This is a genomic window from Paenibacillus sp. Marseille-P2973 (genome assembly GCF_018101095.1).
Taxonomy (GTDB): Bacteria; Bacillota; Bacilli; order Paenibacillales; family Paenibacillaceae; genus Fontibacillus; species Fontibacillus vini.
Genome location: NZ_JAGQEH010000003.1, coordinates 373649 through 391744, shown reverse-complemented (window position 1 = coordinate 391744; position 18096 = coordinate 373649). Strand labels below are relative to the sequence as shown.

14 protein-coding genes are annotated in these 18096 nt (G+C 51.7%); all 14 read right to left on the bottom strand.

Annotated features, from left to right (window positions below; translation table 11 throughout):
- Positions 1 to 49: 49 nt before the first annotated feature.
- The 14 genes from KB559_RS08730 to smc all read right to left on the bottom strand — a co-directional run bounded on the left by KB559_RS08730 (position 50) and on the right by smc (position 18083).
- On the bottom strand, positions 50 to 1165 hold the full coding sequence (locus KB559_RS08730) for a tetratricopeptide repeat-containing glycosyltransferase family 2 protein (protein WP_211021520.1): 1116 nt from the start codon (positions 1163 to 1165) through the stop codon (positions 50 to 52).
- Between the two features lie 21 nt (positions 1166 to 1186).
- Positions 1187 to 5302 carry a collagen-like triple helix repeat-containing protein gene (locus KB559_RS08725; protein ID WP_247681666.1) on the bottom strand — a complete coding sequence of 1372 codons (4116 nt, stop codon included), beginning with the start codon at positions 5300 to 5302 and terminating at the stop codon, positions 1187 to 1189.
- Positions 5303 to 6177: 875 nt separating this feature from the next.
- Positions 6178 to 7008 carry a glycosyltransferase family 2 protein gene (locus KB559_RS08720; RefSeq protein WP_341044919.1) on the bottom strand — a complete coding sequence of 277 codons (831 nt, stop codon included), beginning with the start codon at positions 7006 to 7008 and terminating at the stop codon, positions 6178 to 6180.
- A 45-nt stretch (positions 7009 to 7053) separates the two neighbouring features.
- Positions 7054 to 7755: a class I SAM-dependent methyltransferase gene (locus tag KB559_RS08715; RefSeq protein ID WP_211021328.1), complete on the bottom strand. Its 702-nt coding sequence runs from the start codon at positions 7753 to 7755 to the stop codon at positions 7054 to 7056.
- A 195-nt stretch (positions 7756 to 7950) separates the two neighbouring features.
- Positions 7951 to 8760: a tRNA (guanosine(37)-N1)-methyltransferase TrmD gene (gene trmD, locus KB559_RS08710; RefSeq protein WP_211021327.1), complete on the bottom strand. Its 810-nt coding sequence runs from the start codon at positions 8758 to 8760 to the stop codon at positions 7951 to 7953.
- Between the two features lie 2 nt (positions 8761 to 8762).
- Complete coding sequence (gene rimM, locus KB559_RS08705; RefSeq protein ID WP_211021326.1) at positions 8763 to 9281, bottom strand: ribosome maturation factor RimM; 519 nt, start codon at positions 9279 to 9281, stop codon at positions 8763 to 8765.
- Positions 9282 to 9311: 30 nt separating this feature from the next.
- Positions 9312 to 9947 (bottom strand): hypothetical protein, encoded by a 636-nt coding sequence (locus KB559_RS08700; RefSeq protein WP_211021325.1) that lies wholly within the window; start codon positions 9945 to 9947, stop codon positions 9312 to 9314.
- A gap of 72 nt (positions 9948 to 10019) precedes the next feature.
- Entirely contained in the window at positions 10020 to 10250 is a 231-nt protein-coding gene (locus KB559_RS08695; protein WP_059053652.1) for a KH domain-containing protein, read from the bottom strand.
- Between the two features lie 22 nt (positions 10251 to 10272).
- A complete protein-coding gene (rpsP, locus tag KB559_RS08690; protein WP_211021324.1) occupies positions 10273 to 10545 on the bottom strand; it encodes a 30S ribosomal protein S16 in 273 nt (90 codons plus the stop codon).
- Positions 10546 to 10608: 63 nt separating this feature from the next.
- Complete coding sequence (gene ffh, locus KB559_RS08685) at positions 10609 to 11985, bottom strand: signal recognition particle protein (protein ID WP_211021323.1); 1377 nt, start codon at positions 11983 to 11985, stop codon at positions 10609 to 10611.
- A 45-nt stretch (positions 11986 to 12030) separates the two neighbouring features.
- Entirely contained in the window at positions 12031 to 12384 is a 354-nt protein-coding gene (locus tag KB559_RS08680) for a putative DNA-binding protein (RefSeq protein WP_211021322.1), read from the bottom strand.
- A gap of 390 nt (positions 12385 to 12774) precedes the next feature.
- Entirely contained in the window at positions 12775 to 13422 is a 648-nt protein-coding gene (trhA, locus tag KB559_RS08675; RefSeq protein WP_211021321.1) for a PAQR family membrane homeostasis protein TrhA, read from the bottom strand.
- A 62-nt stretch (positions 13423 to 13484) separates the two neighbouring features.
- Positions 13485 to 14486 (bottom strand): signal recognition particle-docking protein FtsY, encoded by a 1002-nt coding sequence (gene ftsY, locus KB559_RS08670; protein ID WP_211021320.1) that lies wholly within the window; start codon positions 14484 to 14486, stop codon positions 13485 to 13487.
- A 24-nt stretch (positions 14487 to 14510) separates the two neighbouring features.
- Positions 14511 to 18083, bottom strand: coding sequence for a chromosome segregation protein SMC (smc, locus tag KB559_RS08665; protein WP_211021319.1), 3573 nt, complete (start codon positions 18081 to 18083; stop codon positions 14511 to 14513).
- Positions 18084 to 18096 lie beyond the last annotated feature (13 nt).

Genomic DNA, 18096 nt, shown 5'->3' with positions numbered 1-18096 from the left:
ATCTTGCTATCTATTTATTACCCCGTTCATCAGGAAATGCACCTGCTTCTTAAAAAAAATCTGTTGATTCGTCTAAATTTATTTGTGCCTCTTCCCCAGACAGCCTCTTTGCTAAATAAGTCCGATTGTATATAATACGCGGATCCTCCGGACGAAATGCAGCTGCCTTTTCATTATGGAATTGAGCTAGCTCATAATTGCCGATCCGATCGTAACAAACGCATAACTGTAAATGAGGTAACCAAGTGTACACAGCCTGGTTGCTGAGTCCCCAGCGGGAATTAAAGTCGGTGTCACAAGTAGCTTGGGTATACCAGTAAATAGCCGTCTCCAAATTCTGATTTTGTAAAAAATAAAAGCCCAGTCTACAGCAGAACTCAGCTCTAGGTTTTCCATAGCGGAAGGAGCGAAGCACTGCCTCCAGTTCTTTTTCCTGATCATCCTGCATGTGATAACAATCCGCCATTCTCCCGCAGGCGGAATAACAATCCTCTACCCAGCCTTGCCCACTATCCAAAAATTCCTCGTAATAGCGAATAGCCCGCTCAGTCTGTCTATGATCCTTAAGTTCATTGGCAAAATAAAAAATATCTCTCGGGGAAAATGTTTCACCTTTTTCAAGCCTGTTCTCATAGATCTTAAGATTCCTGTCACTATCATGCCGGACGCTCCGATGAGTTACAGCAATATCGCTATGAATTGCTTTTCCATAAACCTCAAGATATTCATGAACCGCACCGATCCAGCGAAATTGATTTTCCCTTTTGACAAGTCGGTTTCTCCTTAATTTGCTCGTTACATTTCCAAATTCGTCAAAAGCCAGATGATATTCCATAGAAACCGTGTCGATGTCTGGCTCTAATGCATTTTTTATTTCCATCAGTTTTATCTGATCCGGCTCCTCGAGCACATCATCCGCATCCAGCCAAAAAATATAGCTCTGAGTCGCTAAACCGAAAGCGTAATTTCTAGCAGCCGCAAAATCTTCTATCCATTCGAAGTCATAGACACAATCTGTATAACGCCGGGCTATCTCTTTTGTCCGATCCGTGGACCCCGTATCAACGATGATGATCTCATCCATAATTTCCGCTACCGAATCCAGACACCGATCTAAAGTATCTTCTTCATTCTTGACAATCATACACAGACTGATAGTAAACAGCATCCCCACCTCGCTGCAAAATCAAGAATTTATGATTGCCGCTGTAAGAGTAATTGCTCCAACAGCATTAGCCGTCCCTGTAATAGTTAAAGCACTCAAAGTATAAGTTACGTTCCCCGTGCCGGGGCTCAAATCAACATGATCAATAGGGGTCGTTACATAAAAACTATTGCCAACTGCATGGTGATTGGTACTAAAAATCACGGTTGCACCACGGAGAATTTGAAACTGGGTAATAGTAGTCCCTGCTGTGGACTGCCAACCGATAACCCCGGTCAACCATACCCGACTTGCGGCAGGAACACTGGTCATCGTAACCGTTTTTAATGTCGTCGCCGCGGCAGCAATAGGAATAGCCGAACTTCCCGAAGTATTTGGAGAGTTCTCCGATACCTGAAATTGCCCAAAACTCCCTGTGGTGCCTGTCGTTCCCGTTGCCCCTGTCGCCCCTGTTGCTCCGGTGGCTCCTGTTGCACCAGTGGCACCTGTTACTCCTGTAGCTCCTGTCGCTCCTGTTGCACCTGTTGCTCCTGTTGCACCTGTTGCCCCTGTTGCTCCTGTTGCACCTGTTGCTCCTGTTGCTCCAGTTCCTCCTGTTGCTCCTGTTACTCCCGTTGCTCCTGTTGCTCCCGTTGCTCCTGTTGCTCCTGTTACTCCCGTTGCTCCAGTGGCTCCTGTAGCTCCAGTCGCTCCTGTTACTCCTGTTGCTCCTGTTGCTCCTGTTGCTCCTGTTGCTCCTGTTGCTCCTGTTGCTCCTGTTGCTCCTGTAGCACCCGTTGACCCTGTCTCTCCCGTCGCCCCAGTCTCGCCGGTAGCTCCCGTTGCTCCCGTCGCTCCAGTTCCTCCTGTTGCTCCTGTTGCTCCCGTTGCTCCTGTCGCTCCAGTTGCTCCCGTTGCTCCTGTTGTTCCAGTTGCTCCAGTTGCTCCCGTTGCACCTGTTGCCCCTGTAGCTCCTGTAGCTCCGGTAGCTCCAGTGACTCCTGTTACTCCCGTTGCTCCAGTGGCTCCTGTAGCTCCAGTGACTCCTGTTACTCCCGTTGCTCCAGTGGCTCCTGTAGCTCCAGTCTCTCCGGTAGCCCCGGTGGTCCCTGTGGCACCTGTTACTCCAGTAGCTCCAGTTTCTCCTGTTGCCCCAGTTGCTCCTGTTGCTCCTGTCTCTCCGGTAGCTCCGGTAGCCCCTGTTACTCCTGTCGCTCCAGTCTCTCCTGTTGCTCCTGTCGCTCCTGTTGCTCCTGTTGCTCCTGTTGCTCCTGTTGCTCCTGTTGCTCCGGTTGCACCAGTTGATCCTGTTGCCCCTGTTGCCCCTGTTGCCCCTGTTGCACCAGTTGCTCCTGTTGCTCCCGTTGCTCCTGTTGATCCTGTCGCTCCTGTTGCTCCCGTTGCACCTGTCTCCCCAATTGCTCCTGTCTCACCCGTTACTCCCGTTGCTCCTGTCTCTCCTGTTACTCCTGTTGCTCCTGTCTCTCCCGTTGCTCCTGTTGCTCCTGTTGATCCTGTCGCTCCTGTTGCTCCTGTTGCCCCCGTTGCTCCAGTTGATCCTGTCGCTCCAGTTGCTCCTGTTGATCCTGTCGCTCCTGTTGCCCCGGTCGCCCCAGTCTCTCCAGTTGCTCCTGTTGCTCCTGTCGCTCCTGTTGCCCCGGTCGCCCCAGTCTCTCCAGTTGCTCCTGTCGCTCCTGTTGCTCCTGTCTCACCAGTGGCTCCTGTCGCCCCGGTTACGCCTGTCGCCCCGGTTACTCCTGTCGCTCCTGTTGCACCTGTTTCTCCCGTCGCACCAGTTGATCCCGTTGCTCCTGTCGTTCCTGTCGCTCCTGTTGTACCAGTCTCTCCCGTTGCTCCTGTTGCTCCTGTTGCTCCTGTTGCTCCTGTTGATCCTGTCGCTCCCGTTGATCCTGTTGCTCCTGTTGCCCCTGTTGCCCCTGTTGCCCCTGTTGCTCCTGTTGATCCTGTTGCTCCTGTTGCTCCTATCTCTCCCGTTGCTCCTGTTGCTCCTGTTGCTCCTGTTGCTCCAGTCTCACCAGTGGCTCCTGTTGCACCTGTTTCTCCCGTCGCCCCCGTTGCTCCTGTAGCACCAGTTTCTCCCGTTGCTCCCGTTGCTCCTGTTGCTCCTGTCGTTCCTGTTGCCCCGGTCGCCCCAGTCTCTCCAGTTGCACCTGTTTCTCCCGTCGCCCCCGTTGCTCCTGTAGCACCAATTTCTCCCGTTGCTCCCGTTGCTCCTGTTGCTCCTGTCTCTCCTGTCGTTCCTGTTGCCCCGGTCGCCCCAGTCTCTCCAGTTGCACCTGTTTCTCCCGTCACCCCCGTTGCTCCTGTAGCACCCGTTGCTCCCGTTGCTCCCGTTGCTCCTGTTGCTCCTGTTGCTCCTGTTGCTCCTGTCTCTCCTGTCGCTCCTGTTGCTCCTGTTGCTCCTGTTACACCAGTTGCTCCAGTCGTTCCCATTGCCCCGGTCGCTCCCGTCTCTCCAGTTGCCCCTGTCTCTCCTGTTGCTCCTGTTACACCAGTTGCTCCAGTTTCTCCTGTTACACCAGTTGCTCCAGTTTCTCCCGTTGCTCCCGTTACTCCTGTCTCTCCGGTTGCTCCTGTTACTCCTGTTACTCCTGTCTCTCCGGTTGCCCCTGTTGCTCCTGTTCCTCCGGTTGCACCCGTCTCTCCTGTGGCTCCTGTTGCACCTGCTTCCCCTGTCGCTCCAGTTTCTCCCGTTGATCCTGTTGCTCCTGTCTCTCCGGTTGCACCTGTTGCACCTGTTGCTCCTATCTCCCCAGTCGCTCCTGTCTCTCCTGTGGCACCTGTTGCTCCAGTCTCACCAGTGGCTCCTGTTACTCCTGTTGCTCCTGTCGCACCAGTTTCTCCCGTTGCTCCTGTTGCTCCCGTCTCTCCAGTTGCCCCTGTTGCTCCTGTCTCTCCGGTTGCACCCATTGCCCCGGTCTCCCCAGTGGCTCCTGTCGTTCCTGTCGTTCCCGTCTCTCCTGTAGCGCCAGTAGCTCCCGTCGCTCCTGTTACCCCGGTCGCCCCGGTCGCCCCAGTCTCTCCAGTGGCTCCTGTTTCTCCCGTTACTCCTGTCGCTCCTGTTGCTCCTGTCCCACCTGTTGCCCCTGTCCCACCCGTTGCTCCAATTGCTCCTGTCGCACCCGTCTCTCCTGTGGCTCCTGTTGCACCTGTTTCCCCTGTCGCTCCAGTTTCTCCTGTCGCACCAGTTTCTCCTGTCGCACCAGTTTCTCCCGTTGATCCTGTTGCTCCTGTTGCTCCTGTTGCTCCCGTCTCTCCTGTAGCGCCAGTAGCTCCCGTCGCTCCTGTTACCCCGGTCGCCCCGGTCGCCCCAGTCTCTCCAGTGGCCCCTGTTGCTCCTGTTGCTCCTGTTGCTCCTGTTGCTCCTGTTACTCCTGTCGCCCCTGTTGCTCCTATAGCCCCAGTTGCTCCTGTTACTCCCGTGGCTCCAGTTTCTCCCGTTGCTCCAGTTCCTCCAGTTACCCCTGTCTCCCCAGTGGCACCTGTCTCACCCGTTGATCCTGTTTCTCCTGTTGCTCCGGTAGCGCCTGTCTCCCCCGTTGCTCCGGTTACTCCCGTTGCCCCTGTTGCTCCAGTTCCTCCTGTTGCTCCAGTTCCTCCTGTCGCACCAGTCTCCCCAATTGCCCCCGTCTCACCCGTTGCTCCTGACGCACCTGTTGCTCCTGTTACTCCTGTCTCTCCCCTTGCTCCTGTTGCTCCCGTTACTCCCGTTGCGCCAGTTGCTCCCGTCGCCCCGGTCGCCCCAGCTTCACCCGTTGCACCTGTCACTCCGGTAGCACCGGTGGCCCCTGTAGCTCTTGTTGCTCCTATTACACCCGATACCCCTGCTGCTCCTACATCTTCTCTTTCTCCTATTGCTTCCGGTGTACCCACATTTTCCACAATGTCTACTGCGTCTAGGGCACCATATAGCAGATTCGCAGCTTGAGTCGGGCTCCATTCCTGAGCATTTTGTAAATCGGCTAATCTTTGCTGGCTCGCCAAATCGGCGGTCGACAAGGCAAGCTGAACGTTTGCGGCTTCAGTAAAAGAAAGACCTGACGAGGCAATGGAAACCGAAATTCCTTCCACCAAAGCTTCAATGGCCTGGCTCACTGCTTGAAAAGATATAGGGTCTTCGCTCAGAAGCTGATTCAAATTTTGTATCTCATTTTGAAACTCATTTTGAAACTCAATATCCGGACTCGATACTCCTTCCGAATTAGAAAACTGAGATGCAATTGCATTTAAAACTTCTTTTAATCGTTTCTGATTAGCCGGATCGGGATTCACTGCCGTATTTATCATATAGGAAGGTAAATTATCGAATAAATTCACTAGAACGGCCGGGTTTGGTTTCGAAGTGGTGAGTTTGGGAGCAGCGGGGTCTGGGGGTTCTGCGACTGGCAGGATTACCTGATGTGCTGTATTATTTTCAGCCGGTGAGGGTTGTATTCCCGCCATGGTATCGGATCCGTTGTCATATGCCCTTTCCATAAACATACGGAGCTCATTAGACAAACTTCTGGCCTGCCTGCTCCTGCCGCTTAATCTTTCGACAAACGGATATATCGTGGTGATGAATCTTTGTAATCGAATATGAAACTCGGGAATAGAAAAGCGGGTTTGAACAGCCAATAACTGCCTTGCATCATTAAAAATCAATCGTTTCTCTTTAGATGTAAAAGGCATCAGCATAAGCAAGCCGTGAAGCCTCCGCATCCGGCGAAAAACAACTTGAGTCTGTTCCAAATGTATATTAGGCCAAAGCGGCCGAATCTCTGCTACAAACCGGGATACCCAACGGGTAAAAATAAAACTCAACCTTCGACGGCCCCTTAGTCTATATCTCCTCCTGATCCTGACCGACCGCCTTCGCCCTCCAGTAGGCATTCACTTCACCTCAACCATTTCATTTGAAATAGGGCTTTATCTTTTTCACGACAGACCGTTAAATCATACTAATGCCAACATATTCTTCTACTCCTCCTAACGTGAAACTTTCAGCGCAAAAATCTTGTTTCATGCAACCATTAACCATCTTTCAAAGCAATAAAATACCTTGCCGGATCGAAGAAAGTCTCCCTCTCCACAACGTCCGACGGATTGTATCCAAACACATCAATCTCATAGGCGGACCGCCCTACATTCCATTTTTCACGGAAACGCTCTGCATTTTGAAGCGATAAAGTCCGATAATCTTCTGATAGTACCTTGAACGTCCCATGACCTTCATGATGGACATACACATCCTCCGCTGCCCAAAGTCGATACCCGCCGATACGGGCCCGGATACAGAAATCGTCATCCTCATAATTTCCAGGAAAAAAGCGCTCATCAAATCCGCCGATCCGCTTCACCACATCCGATGAGATTAACATGCAAAATCCGGTTAATTTATGACCATAAAAGCCTTTCCCCGCATATTGTATTCCCCTTCGTTCCGCATACTCATCAAGTTCCTCCAGACCATCAGGTCCCCCGTCCGAAACCCGCTGAATTGGAGCGACGTGGTATGACATAGGTCCGGCTACCCCGATGTTCGGATCACGTTCAATACAGGCCAACAGCTTACCAAGCCAATGCGGGGTAACGACCGTATCATTGTTTAACAGCAGGATGTAATCCCCGCTAACTTCGCGCAATCCCTGATTGATCCCCCCGGCAAATCCCCGGTTTATTTTATTGCGGATAACCTTTCCAAAATTTAAAGACCTCAAATAATCTGGAGTCCCGTCATCGGAATCGTTATCAACAAACACAAATTCAAAAGGTTCTGGTGTGTGCTTCAAGACGCTTTCTATGCAACGCTTTGTCAAATCCAGCCGATTCTTGGTCAAAATTAAGATGGAAACAAGTACCACAAGGTTTACTCCTTTCACATTAGATAGAGCCACTGAGGACAATTCTCATAGACCCGATGAGTCCAATATATATTTGACCGAGCCTCGCAGCCGTTCGTTATCCGGAACAATAACCCCCAACCCGTTATTTGATGATAGTTCGTAAAAAGACAAAGCGTGCTCCGTCTCCATCAAAAAATCCTCGATCGCCGTTAAGATGCCGTTTTTAGGACCATGCTCCTGAACCGCATTATGAACCGTACTGTTGAAACCTCCAGCTTCCAAAAGCCCTGTGTAGCCGCGCTGTAACCCCTTCTTTTCACATGGCTGCCGGTAAGCTTCAGGGACGGTTTCCGGAGAGTAGTACATATCCCTTCTTCCATAGGGCCAGCCCGTATCGTGAAGCACCGTGACCGGAAAAGGAAGCCCTTCTCTTTGGGCCATCTGCTCTGCAAGCTTTAGCTCATGATAAACGGTGTACCAATTATGATCCCCGTCGATTAATACCATGTCATATGCCCCGATTTGGGGAAGTGCCTCCAGACTCAGGGTTTCGTACAGGCTGACTGTATCACCGTAATAACGCTGCATTAATTGGACGTCATACAAAGGAGCGGGATCAATCACCACGCACTTGGCTCCGGTATAACTGCAATAATCCAGCAGTTTGAACGTATTCATTCCTGTGAAAGAACCTATTTCTACGATCACTTTCGGCTGTACCGATAAAATCAAAGGCTTAATCACCTTTTCCCAAAATCGATGCATCCGCCACCTCCATATCTCCCTTGCGAGCAACACAAAACTCTTCCCCTAGCCCTCGTAAATTAATCGGGAAATATCATATCGTATGTATTCCAAACGACGTCCTATTCCCTTTGAACACAAAAAAGAACCGCAGCAATGCCGCGGTCCTTCTTGTCGGTCCCTTATAAATAAACTCTATTCGCTCGAGTAATTCAATTATTTAGTCTCATTCCGAAACTCTTCAAGCCATTTTATTTCCTGCGGGGATAAATCCAATGTTTCCAATAGATCGGGACGGCGCTGCCAGGTGCGGCGCAGTGCTTCTTTGCGCCTCCAGTCGGCAACATTGGCATGATGGCCGCTCAGCAGGATGTCCGGCACCTTCCAGCCGCGAAATTCGGCCGGACGGGTATAATGCGGGTATTCCAATAATCCTGTGCTGAACGAATCGGTTACCGCGCTCATTTCATTCCCCAGCACACCAGGCAAGAGACGGGTAATGCTGTCGATCATGACCATGGCCGGAAGTTCTCCTCCGGTCAGAACATAGTCACCGATCGATAGTTCGTCCGTCACTAAATGCTCCCGAATCCTCTCATCGTAGCCTTCATAGTGGCCGCAAACAAAAATCAGATGATCCTCGCCGGCCAATTCCTCCGCCTTCCGCTGAGAGAACGGCTCCCCTTGGGGACACATCAGAATGATGCGTGGAGGTCGCTGGGATTCAGTCGCGACTACGGCAGGGATTGAATCATCAGCAGTGGTTTGAAGCTGCTCACCTGTTCTTTCGTTGCTCTTGGACAGCAAGTCCTCGACAGCCCGGAATATCGGCTCCGGCTTAAGCACCATGCCGCCTCCGCCCCCGTAGGGCGTATCGTCGACGGTTCCATGCTTATTTCCGGAATAATCCCGAAAATTGACCGCATTTAAAGAAACGATCCCCTTTTCCTGGGCTTTTCCAAGAATGCTGCTGTGAAATACCCCGTCAAACATTTCCGGGAACAGGGTTAATACATCCATCCGCATGATTACAGCAGTCCTTCCATCAGGTGGATCTTGACCAGTTTAGCCTTTACATCCACATCCAGCACAACGTCATCGATGACAGGCAGCAGCAGTTCTTTGCGCGACGGGAGTTTAACCACCCATACATCATTGGCGCCGGGACGCAAAATTTCCTCGATAACCCCGATTTCTTCACCTGCTTCATTCACAACGCGGCAACCGATGATTTCATGAAAATAGTATTCATTTTCCGGCAGTTCAACGGAATTGTCCTTGGATACCTTTAACTCGAACCCTTTAAATTTTTCTACTTCATTGATATTGTCGAACTCGTTAAATTTAACGATGTACATCTGCTTATACGGACGGGCAGCAGCCACCGTTACCGAGATTTGCTCGCCCCGTTCCGGGTGTGTCATCATCAGCTTTGCCTTCGGTGCAAAGCGCACCTCAGGAAAATCCGTTTGAAGCAGCACTTTCAGTTCGCCGCGAATTCCATGCGTGTTTACTATTTTTCCAACTGACAATAATGATTCCGACATAATTACCTCCAAAGCATTGATCTGGCTTCCTCACGAAGCGTTATCATTCGCATCGAAGCCGTATTTAATCTTCAGCCGTTCATATAAATCGAGCTGATCTTTTCGTAATATGATGTTACGGACCGTCTCCTGCCATTCCGCTTCGACTCGGGAAGGCTTCCACATGGCGACCTCATCCTCAGGAAACTGGCGATGAAGCTCGGCAAGATCCTCTCTCATCATTTCCATAGACCTGATAATCTTATTACGCCCCTCGTCCTTATCCAACGCATGATTATTAATCTCTAGGCCTATATCCTGTTGGACGAAGTTATAATAATCCGTCATTACATTGTACATTAAATAGGTGGATGCGCCATGTACTTCAAAAGCAGGATCCAGGGATATAAAAGCGGTCTCCACCGTTTTTAGATTTGCCGACAAAATGCCCAGATGCTGCATAACCGAGGCATCCGAAGCACGATCTCTCAAACTTTCAATGACCATATCGGTTTCCGTCAGCGCATTATTCAATCCAGTGCCGAACGACTGAACTAACATCGCTGAATAACTTTGGTCCTGCGCCTTTTTGTAGGGCAACCCTTTAAAATTATAATAAAGACTGGCCAGCAAGCATACCAGCAGAATGCAGCTGGTCCACGCCCACAATCCAAATCTCTTTTTCATTCCGTTCCTCCCCAGCTTCAGCATGTACGAAAAAGGGTTAGGACAAACATCCTAACCCTCTTTCGTATAGCTTTAAGACAGAATGTCCACGGTAACCCGCTTATCCATCTTAACGGCTGCCGATGCTACAACCGTGCGGAGTGCCTTGGCGATTCTTCCCTGCTTGCCGATCACTTTACCTACATCATCGGGATGTACGGAAAGTTCATACACAATCAGATGTTCCTTCTCCACGACCTCCACACGGACATCGTCCGGATGATCAACAAGAGCCTTCGCAATAACGCCGACTAATTGTTCCATATGAGACCCTCCGAATCAGCAATTATTTCTGCTGCTTAAGCTCATGAAATTTCTTCATTACGCCCGCTTTGCTGAGCAAGTTGCGAACGGTATCAGATGCTTGTGCGCCGTCTTGCAGCCATTTCAATGCTTTCTCTTCGTCGATGTTGACTACTGCCGGTTGTGCAACCGGGTTGTAGAAACCAATCTCCTCGATAAAACGGCCGTCACGCGGGGAACGGGAATTCGACACCACGATACGATAGAAAGGAGCTTTATGAGCACCAATGCGTTTCAAACGAATACGAACTGCCACGAAATTCACCTCCTTTAAAAAATCAATCCATGCTTATATTTCATCCGGCAAGGTAAGGTCCTGTTACCGGAATGGAAATCTCATGCCTTTGCCCGCTTTGCCGAGCTGCTTCATCATCTTCGAACCTTTGCCTTTAGGTCCCATCATATCTGAGAATTGCTTCATCATTCTCCGCATTTCGTCGAACTGCTTGATCAAGCGGTTTACGTCTGCGAGCGTAGTGCCGCTGCCTGCGGCAATCCGCTTGCGGCGACTGTGATTGATCATGTCCGGATTTTGCTTCTCCTGATTGGTCATGGAATGAACGATGGCTTCCACCCGGCCCATTTGCTTCTCATCGACCTTGATGTCTTTCATCTGCTTCATTTTGCCCATGCCCGGAATCATATCCATGATCTGGTCAAGCGGTCCAAGCTTCTTCACCTGGTCCATCTGCTCGAGGAAATCGTCGAACGTAAATTCCGCATTGCGCATTTTCCGTTCCATTTCCTTTGCTTTATCGGCATCGATATTGGACTGCGCCTTCTCGATCAGGGACAGCATATCGCCCATGCCCAGAATCCGGGAAGCCATCCGTTCCGGATGGAACGGCTCGAGCGCATCAATCTTCTCGCCGAGGGCGGCAAATTTGATCGGACAACCCGTTACGGCTTTAACCGATAAGGCCGCGCCGCCTCGGGTATCGCCATCCAGCTTCGTGAGTACGACACCGGTCAGTGTCAGTTGCTGATTGAAGCTCTCGGCTACGTTTACCGCATCCTGACCTGTCATGGCATCCACGACCAGGAGTACTTCATCCGGCTTGGTCACTTCATGGATTTGACGGAGTTCCTCCATCAAAGCCTCGTCGACATGCAGCCGGCCCGCCGTATCGATCAGCAGGTAGTCATTGCCGTTATCCTTTGCATGCTGCAAAGCCTGACGTGCAATTTCAACCGGGCTGTTGCCTTCCGGAAGCGTAAATACAGGTACCTTGATCTGTTCACCCAGCACCTGCAGCTGTTTAATCGCAGCCGGCCGGTAAATATCCCCGGCTACCAGGAGTGGACGATGGTTGCCCTTCAGAAGCAGCTTGGCCAATTTGGCCGAAGTCGTCGTCTTACCGGCACCTTGCAGACCCGCCATCATGACTACGGTCGGCGGACGGTTGCTCTTGGCCAGCTTGGCTTGGCTGCCGCCCATGAGATCGGTCAATTCCTTGTTTACGATGTCGATGATTACCATGCCTGGCGTAAAGCTCTCCATGACCTCGCTGCCAACGGCTTTCTCTTTCACCTTGGCGATAAATTCCTTGACCACTTTAAAGTTGACATCCGCTTCCAGCAAGGCCAGACGCACTTCGCGCATCGCTTCGTTTACATCATCCTCTGAAACTTTACCTTTGCCGCGAAGCTTGCTAAACACGCTTTGCAATCGATTTGTCAATCCTTCAAAAGCCATTCCCCGGTCACCTCCGTTCCATTGTCTAAAATCCAGCCGCCAATGCTACAGCTGTTCAGCTTGCCGCAGGAGCTGTTTGGCCGTTTCTTTATGTAAAGCGGACATCTCGCTGTCCTCTAGCACTTTCCCCAGTCTTGCAAGCAACTCGCTGCGCTCTTCGTCCTTACGGACTAAGCCGAGCTTGTCTTCATAAACTTCCAGCATCTCTTCCGCCCGCTTGATATGCTCATAAACCGCCTGGCGGCTGATTTCAAATTCCGAGGCGATTTCACCCAAGGAAAAATCATCGAGAAAATAATATTTGAGAAATGTCTGCTGCTTCTCAGTCAGCAAAGTTTCGTAAAAATCAAACAACAGGTTGATCCGGTTTGTCTTCTCAAGCCTATTCTCTTGACTCATCTGGGCACCCCCTCCGTCAAGGAAAAACACTTTACAGCGCATCAACGTTTCCTATCATACCCGAATGGAGAACCCGTTGTCAAGTAAATTCCCTTAACATCTGCAATCACTTGAAAAGGTTGCTGTGATGGCATGCTTTCGTTGGAGATTATCCAACTATATTGCTTGTTTTTGTATTTCCATGCCTTTTGATTGTAAATAATCCAACGAGTTAAGCATAAATCCGCCCCCAAGCATTGATTCATGTAATTTCGTTGGAATTTCTCCAATCCTTCCATGAAATCGGCTGTTCTGACGTGTGATCGTTGGGATTTATCCAATCAAGTTACAACAATGCTACAAAAAAGCAACAACCACCGGAGCATGAGCTCCAGTGGTTGTTCACTTCTCTCATCGATGCGGGAGAAGGTACAGCAGGATCGCGAAGAAATGCGTCACGCTGCCTGCAAGGACGAACAGATGCCAGATGGCGTGATGATAAGGAAACGCCCGCCACACATAAAACACGGTGCCCAGCGTATATAAAAGCCCCCCGGTAACCAGCAGCACAATGCCCGGATTAGGCACGGCAGCCACTAACGGACCCCAGGCAATCACGATCAGCCATCCCATGATGAGATAGAAGATCGTAGACATAAACAGGAATCTTTTGACGAAGAAGGCTTTAAACACGACACCGAGCAAGGCAATGCCCCAGACGATCCCGAACAAGCTCCAGCCAAGCGGGCCGCGGACCGCTACCAATAAGAACGGAGTGTACGTTCCCGCGATATAAATATAGATCGAGGAATGATCGAAAAATTCGAACAAATCCTTAACCTTGCCCTCCTTGAAGCTGTGTACCAATGTCGAACAGGAATACAACAGCAGCATGCTCACCCCGTAAATCGTAAAGCTGACGACATGCCAGGCCGAACCCTTCATACTGGAGAAGACGATCAGCAGCACCAGTCCCGCCAAGCTGAGCAGCGCTCCGATCCCATGAGTTATCGCATTCGCGATCTCCTCCCGGCGTGGATAAGTATGCGTATTGGCCATCATTTCGCCTCCTTTTATTGATCTCATTATTCTATAAACATATGGACATTAGCCCAAAACGGTTACACTTGCTCTTCCTCGGATTCTTCCTCTTCCTTGATCAAACCGGCGAACAAGCCGTGTACGAATTGCTCGGAATCGAACTTCTGCAGATCTTCCATCTTTTCGCCGAGGCCGACAAGCTTCACCGGCAAACTCAGTTCCTGGCGGATTGCAATAACGATCCCGCCCTTGGCCGTACCGTCCAGCTTGGTCAATACAAGGCCTGTGACGCCGCTCTTCTCGCCGAACAGCTTCGCCTGGCTTAGCGCGTTTTGGCCGGTAGTAGCATCAAGCACCATGAGAACCTCATGCGGAGCGCCCGGAATCTCCCGCTGAATGACGCGGAAGATCTTGTTCAGCTCCTCCATAAGGTTGGACTTGTTCTGCAAGCGGCCCGCCGTATCGCATAGCAGAATGTCCGCTCCGCGCTGCTTGGCTGCCTGCACTGCGTCGAACATCACCGCGGCCGGATCGGAACCGGCCTGCTGCTTGATGACATCTACGCCGACCCGATTTCCCCAAACTTCCAATTGCTCGATCGCACCGGCACGGAACGTGTCTCCTGCCGCCATAATCACTTTTTTCCCCTGTTGCTTGTAATGGTGCGCAAGCTTCCCGATCGTCGTCGTCTTACCGACTCCATTGACACCTACAAACAGAATGACGGTGATTCCATCGGGATTCAGCTTCAAGTCATTGTTCTCGTCTCCGCGCAGCAGCCCCACGAGCTTTTCGGACAGGATCGGCTGAAGCTCTGCGGCATCTTCGATCCGGCGTTTTTTCACTTCGGAACGCAGCTCATCGATCAGGTCCATTACCGTATTCACGCCGACATCGGCACCGATTAGAATTTCTTCAAGCTCCTCAAAAAATTCCTCGTCTATTTTTTTGCGCCGCGTCACCAGCTCGGTTACCTTTTCCACAAACCCTTTGCGGCTTTTCTCCAGTCCGTCCTTGAACTGTTTAGTTACCGACTCGGTTTTGGAGGCGATGCTCTCTTTTAGTTTTTTAAAGAAACTCATAGGTTCCCTCCTAGTATATTCTCATCAAGCGATTTCCATCGTTTCCTCGTCTTCGAGCTTCACGGATACGAGCTTCGACACGCCGCCCTCTTCCATAGTTACCCCGTAGAGGACGTCCGCTTCTTCCATCGTTCCTTTGCGGTGCGTAACGACGATAAACTGGGTTTGCTCGGAAAACTCACGCAAATATTGGGCAAACCGCACCACGTTCGCTTCATCCAGCGCGGCCTCCACTTCGTCGAGCACGCAGAACGGCACAGGCTTAACCTGCAGAATGGCAAACAGCAGGGCCATGGCGGTCAAGGCACGTTCTCCGCCCGAAAGCAACTGTAGGTTTTGCAGCTTTTTGCCCGGCGGTTGAGCTACGACATCAATCCCGGTTTCGAGCAGATTCTCCGGATCGATCAGGATGAGATCGGCACGTCCTCCGCCGAAGAGCTTCGAGAATACGATGACGAATTCGCGGCGGATCGCATCAAATGTCGTTTTGAATCGTTTGGACATTTCGTCGTCCATTTCCTTGATGACCTGGTACAGCGTCGTTTTCGCTTCCACCAGATCATTCTTCTGCTCGCTCAGGAACTGGTACCTTTCGCCGACCCGCTGATATTCCTCGATGGCGCCCAAATTCACTTCACCCAGCACAGTAATCTGCCGCTTCAGTTCTTTCACGTCCGCCTGAGTCTGCGGTACATCCTCGGGCACTGTATAAAGCAGCTTGGCCCGCTCATAGCTGAGTTCGTAATCGTCGCCGAGCTTGCGCAAAATATTATCCAGCTCCACATCAAGACGATTGGCTTGGATTTCGGTTTGACGCAGTTGTTCTTCGACCGTTTTCAGCCCAAGGCGCTGCTCTTTTGTTTCGCTCTCGCCTTCCTCCAGCTTCTTCACGAGCACGGAGCGGGAGGCCCGTTCCAATTCCAATTGCTCGCCGGCGCGTTCCTTCTTCAATTTAAAATCGTTCAGATCTTGTCGCTGGGTTACGCTTTGCCGCTCATTCTGTTTTAAATCAGACTCGATCGACTGCAAAATGCTGCGGTTCTGTTCAAGCTCCTGTTTCAGGATGCCGCAATCTTCTTCGGCGCGCCGCAGCTGCTCGCGGAGCGAATAGCCTTCCTGATCCAGTTTGCCTTCGCGAACTTTAAGACCAGTGAGAAGATCCTGCAGTTCTTCTTTGGCCGATTCATTGGCTTTACGCGCAAACTCGGCGGCTTGAATAGACTGCTGGACAGTCTGCTCTTCTTTCTCCAGTTCCGCCAGCTTCGCTTCAGCGTCCGCCTTATTCTTGTCCAGATCCTCCAATTCCTTGAGGTAATGACCCTTTTCCTGGCCATATAGCTGGAATTGTTCCGAAACATGTCTCCATTCATGATCGACCTGCTTCAAGTCGCCGGCTATGGATTGCTCCTCCGTACGCTTGTTGTCGCCAGCTTCACGAAGGCGATCCAATTCAAGTTCCGCCGCCTCCATCTGTTCGCGGACATCTTTAAGGCCTTTGCGGAGTTTATCCAGCATATCTTCGCTCTCTTTGATGTCCCCTGCCAGCTGATCCAGCTGGCGCTTCCGGCCCAGCAGGTTGCTGTTCTTTCTGTGCTGGCTGCCCCCGGTCATCGAACCGCCGGCGTTGACGACGTCGCCCTCCAGCGTTACGATGCGGAACCGGTACTGGCAGCGCGCCGCCATCTTGTTCGCCCGCTCCAGATCGCTGGCGAAAACCACATTGCCGAGCAGGCTGCCAACGATATCGGCGTATCTCGGCTCAAAGCCAACAAGCTCCGCACCGATGCCGACAAAGCCGTCGGCATCCTCCATTTGGCGCTTATCAGCGGCCGAAATTTGCCGCGGCCGGATCACGTCGAGCGGCAGGAACGTCGCTCGGCCCAGCTGGCGCTGCTTCAGGAAAGCGATCGCTTGCCGGGACACGGCTTCGTTCTCCATCACGATGTGCTGCATCGCAGCGCCGAGCGCCGTTTCCACGGCGATTTCCAGCTTCTCCGGTACCCGGATCAGCTCGGCAACCGCGCCGTGCACCCCGCTCAAGGCTGATTTACGGGAAGCCTTCAGGACTTCCTTAACCCCCAGTGCAAAGCCGTCGAAATCCTCTTCCATTTCCTTCATCGTATCGCGGCGGGACACTAGTCCTTCCCGCTTTTGTTCCCATTTCCGGATGCCGTTCTGGCTTTCCTCCGCCAATCTTTGCAGCGACTGGTAACGTTCGCTTTCCGAAATGTACTTGCCGCGCAAGTCGGCGATCTCCTTGCCGAGCTGCTCCAGCGTCCGCTCAAGCTCGCTCTTCTTGCCCTTCAGCCGGTCAAGCTCATCGCGCCATTTGGCTCCCTCCTCTTCGGAACGGGTCATCCGGCGCTGTACGCTTTCCTTTTGCTGATCGGCGGAACGTATCTCGCCCCTTGCTTGGGCCATCAGGTTCATGATTTCGAGCAGTTGGCCTTTAAGGCCCTCTTCCTGTGCTTGGCTAATGCCCCCGGTCACGCCTATAAGCTTCGCTTCCTCGGCTGAAAGCTCCGTGCGAAGCTCGGTAAGCTGCTGTTCCGCAGCCGCGAATTTAGTCGCCAGCCCGTCCAGTTCCGCAGCCCGCTGAGCATAACGCTCTTCACTGACGGCGAGCGATTGCCGGAGTTGGTCCCTGTTCTGCGTCAGGTTCTTGGCACGCTCTTTAAGCACTTCGCCAAATCCTTCGCTCTTCTCGAAGCTTTCACTGTATTCCAGCAACTGCCCCTGAAGAACCTCGATCTGATCTTCCACCTGTCGAAGCGCAAGCCGGTCGCTTTCCAGCTTCGCATCATGGGCCGACACGATCGTGGACAAGGCGGTCTGCTCTTCCTGCAGCTTGGTCAGCCTGCTGTTAGCCTCGCTCCAGGTCTCATGAATTTGCTCGATTTGATGGACATATAACGAAATTTCTTTATTTTTCAGCTGCTCGCGCAGTTCCTTGTATTTGTGAGCCTTGTCCGACTGCTCCTTAAGCGGGCCGATTTGATCCTCAAGCTCACTGACCAGATCGTGAATGCGCAGCAGATTTTGTTCGGTGTCATCGAGCTTGCGCCGGGCATCGCGCTTCCGGCTCTTGTATTTGACTATGCCCGAGGCTTCTTCAAAAATACCTCTGCGATCCTCGGAACGGGTGCTCAGAATTTCTTCAATCCGCCCTTGTCCGATAATCGAATAGGCTTCTTTTCCGATCCCCGTGTCCATAAACAGCTCGGTAATATCCTTCAACCGGCAAGACTGCTTGTTAATCAGATATTCGCTGTCTCCGCTGCGGTGAACCCGGCGGGTAACGGTTACCTCGCTGAAGTCGAGCGGCAGAGCATGGTCGGTATTGTCCAGCGTCAGGGAGACTTCCCCGTAATTTACCGCCTTCCTGGCATCACTTCCGGCGAAAATAATATCCTCCATCTTTCCGCCGCGCAGCGATTTGGCGCTCTGTTCGCCGAGCACCCAGCGAATCCCGTCGGAGATGTTGCTTTTTCCGCTGCCGTTAGGTCCTACTACAGCGGTAATGCCCCGGACGAATTCCATTTCCGTCTTGTCGGCAAAAGATTTAAAACCTGCTAACTCGATCCGTTTCAAAAACATACGTTCACGATCA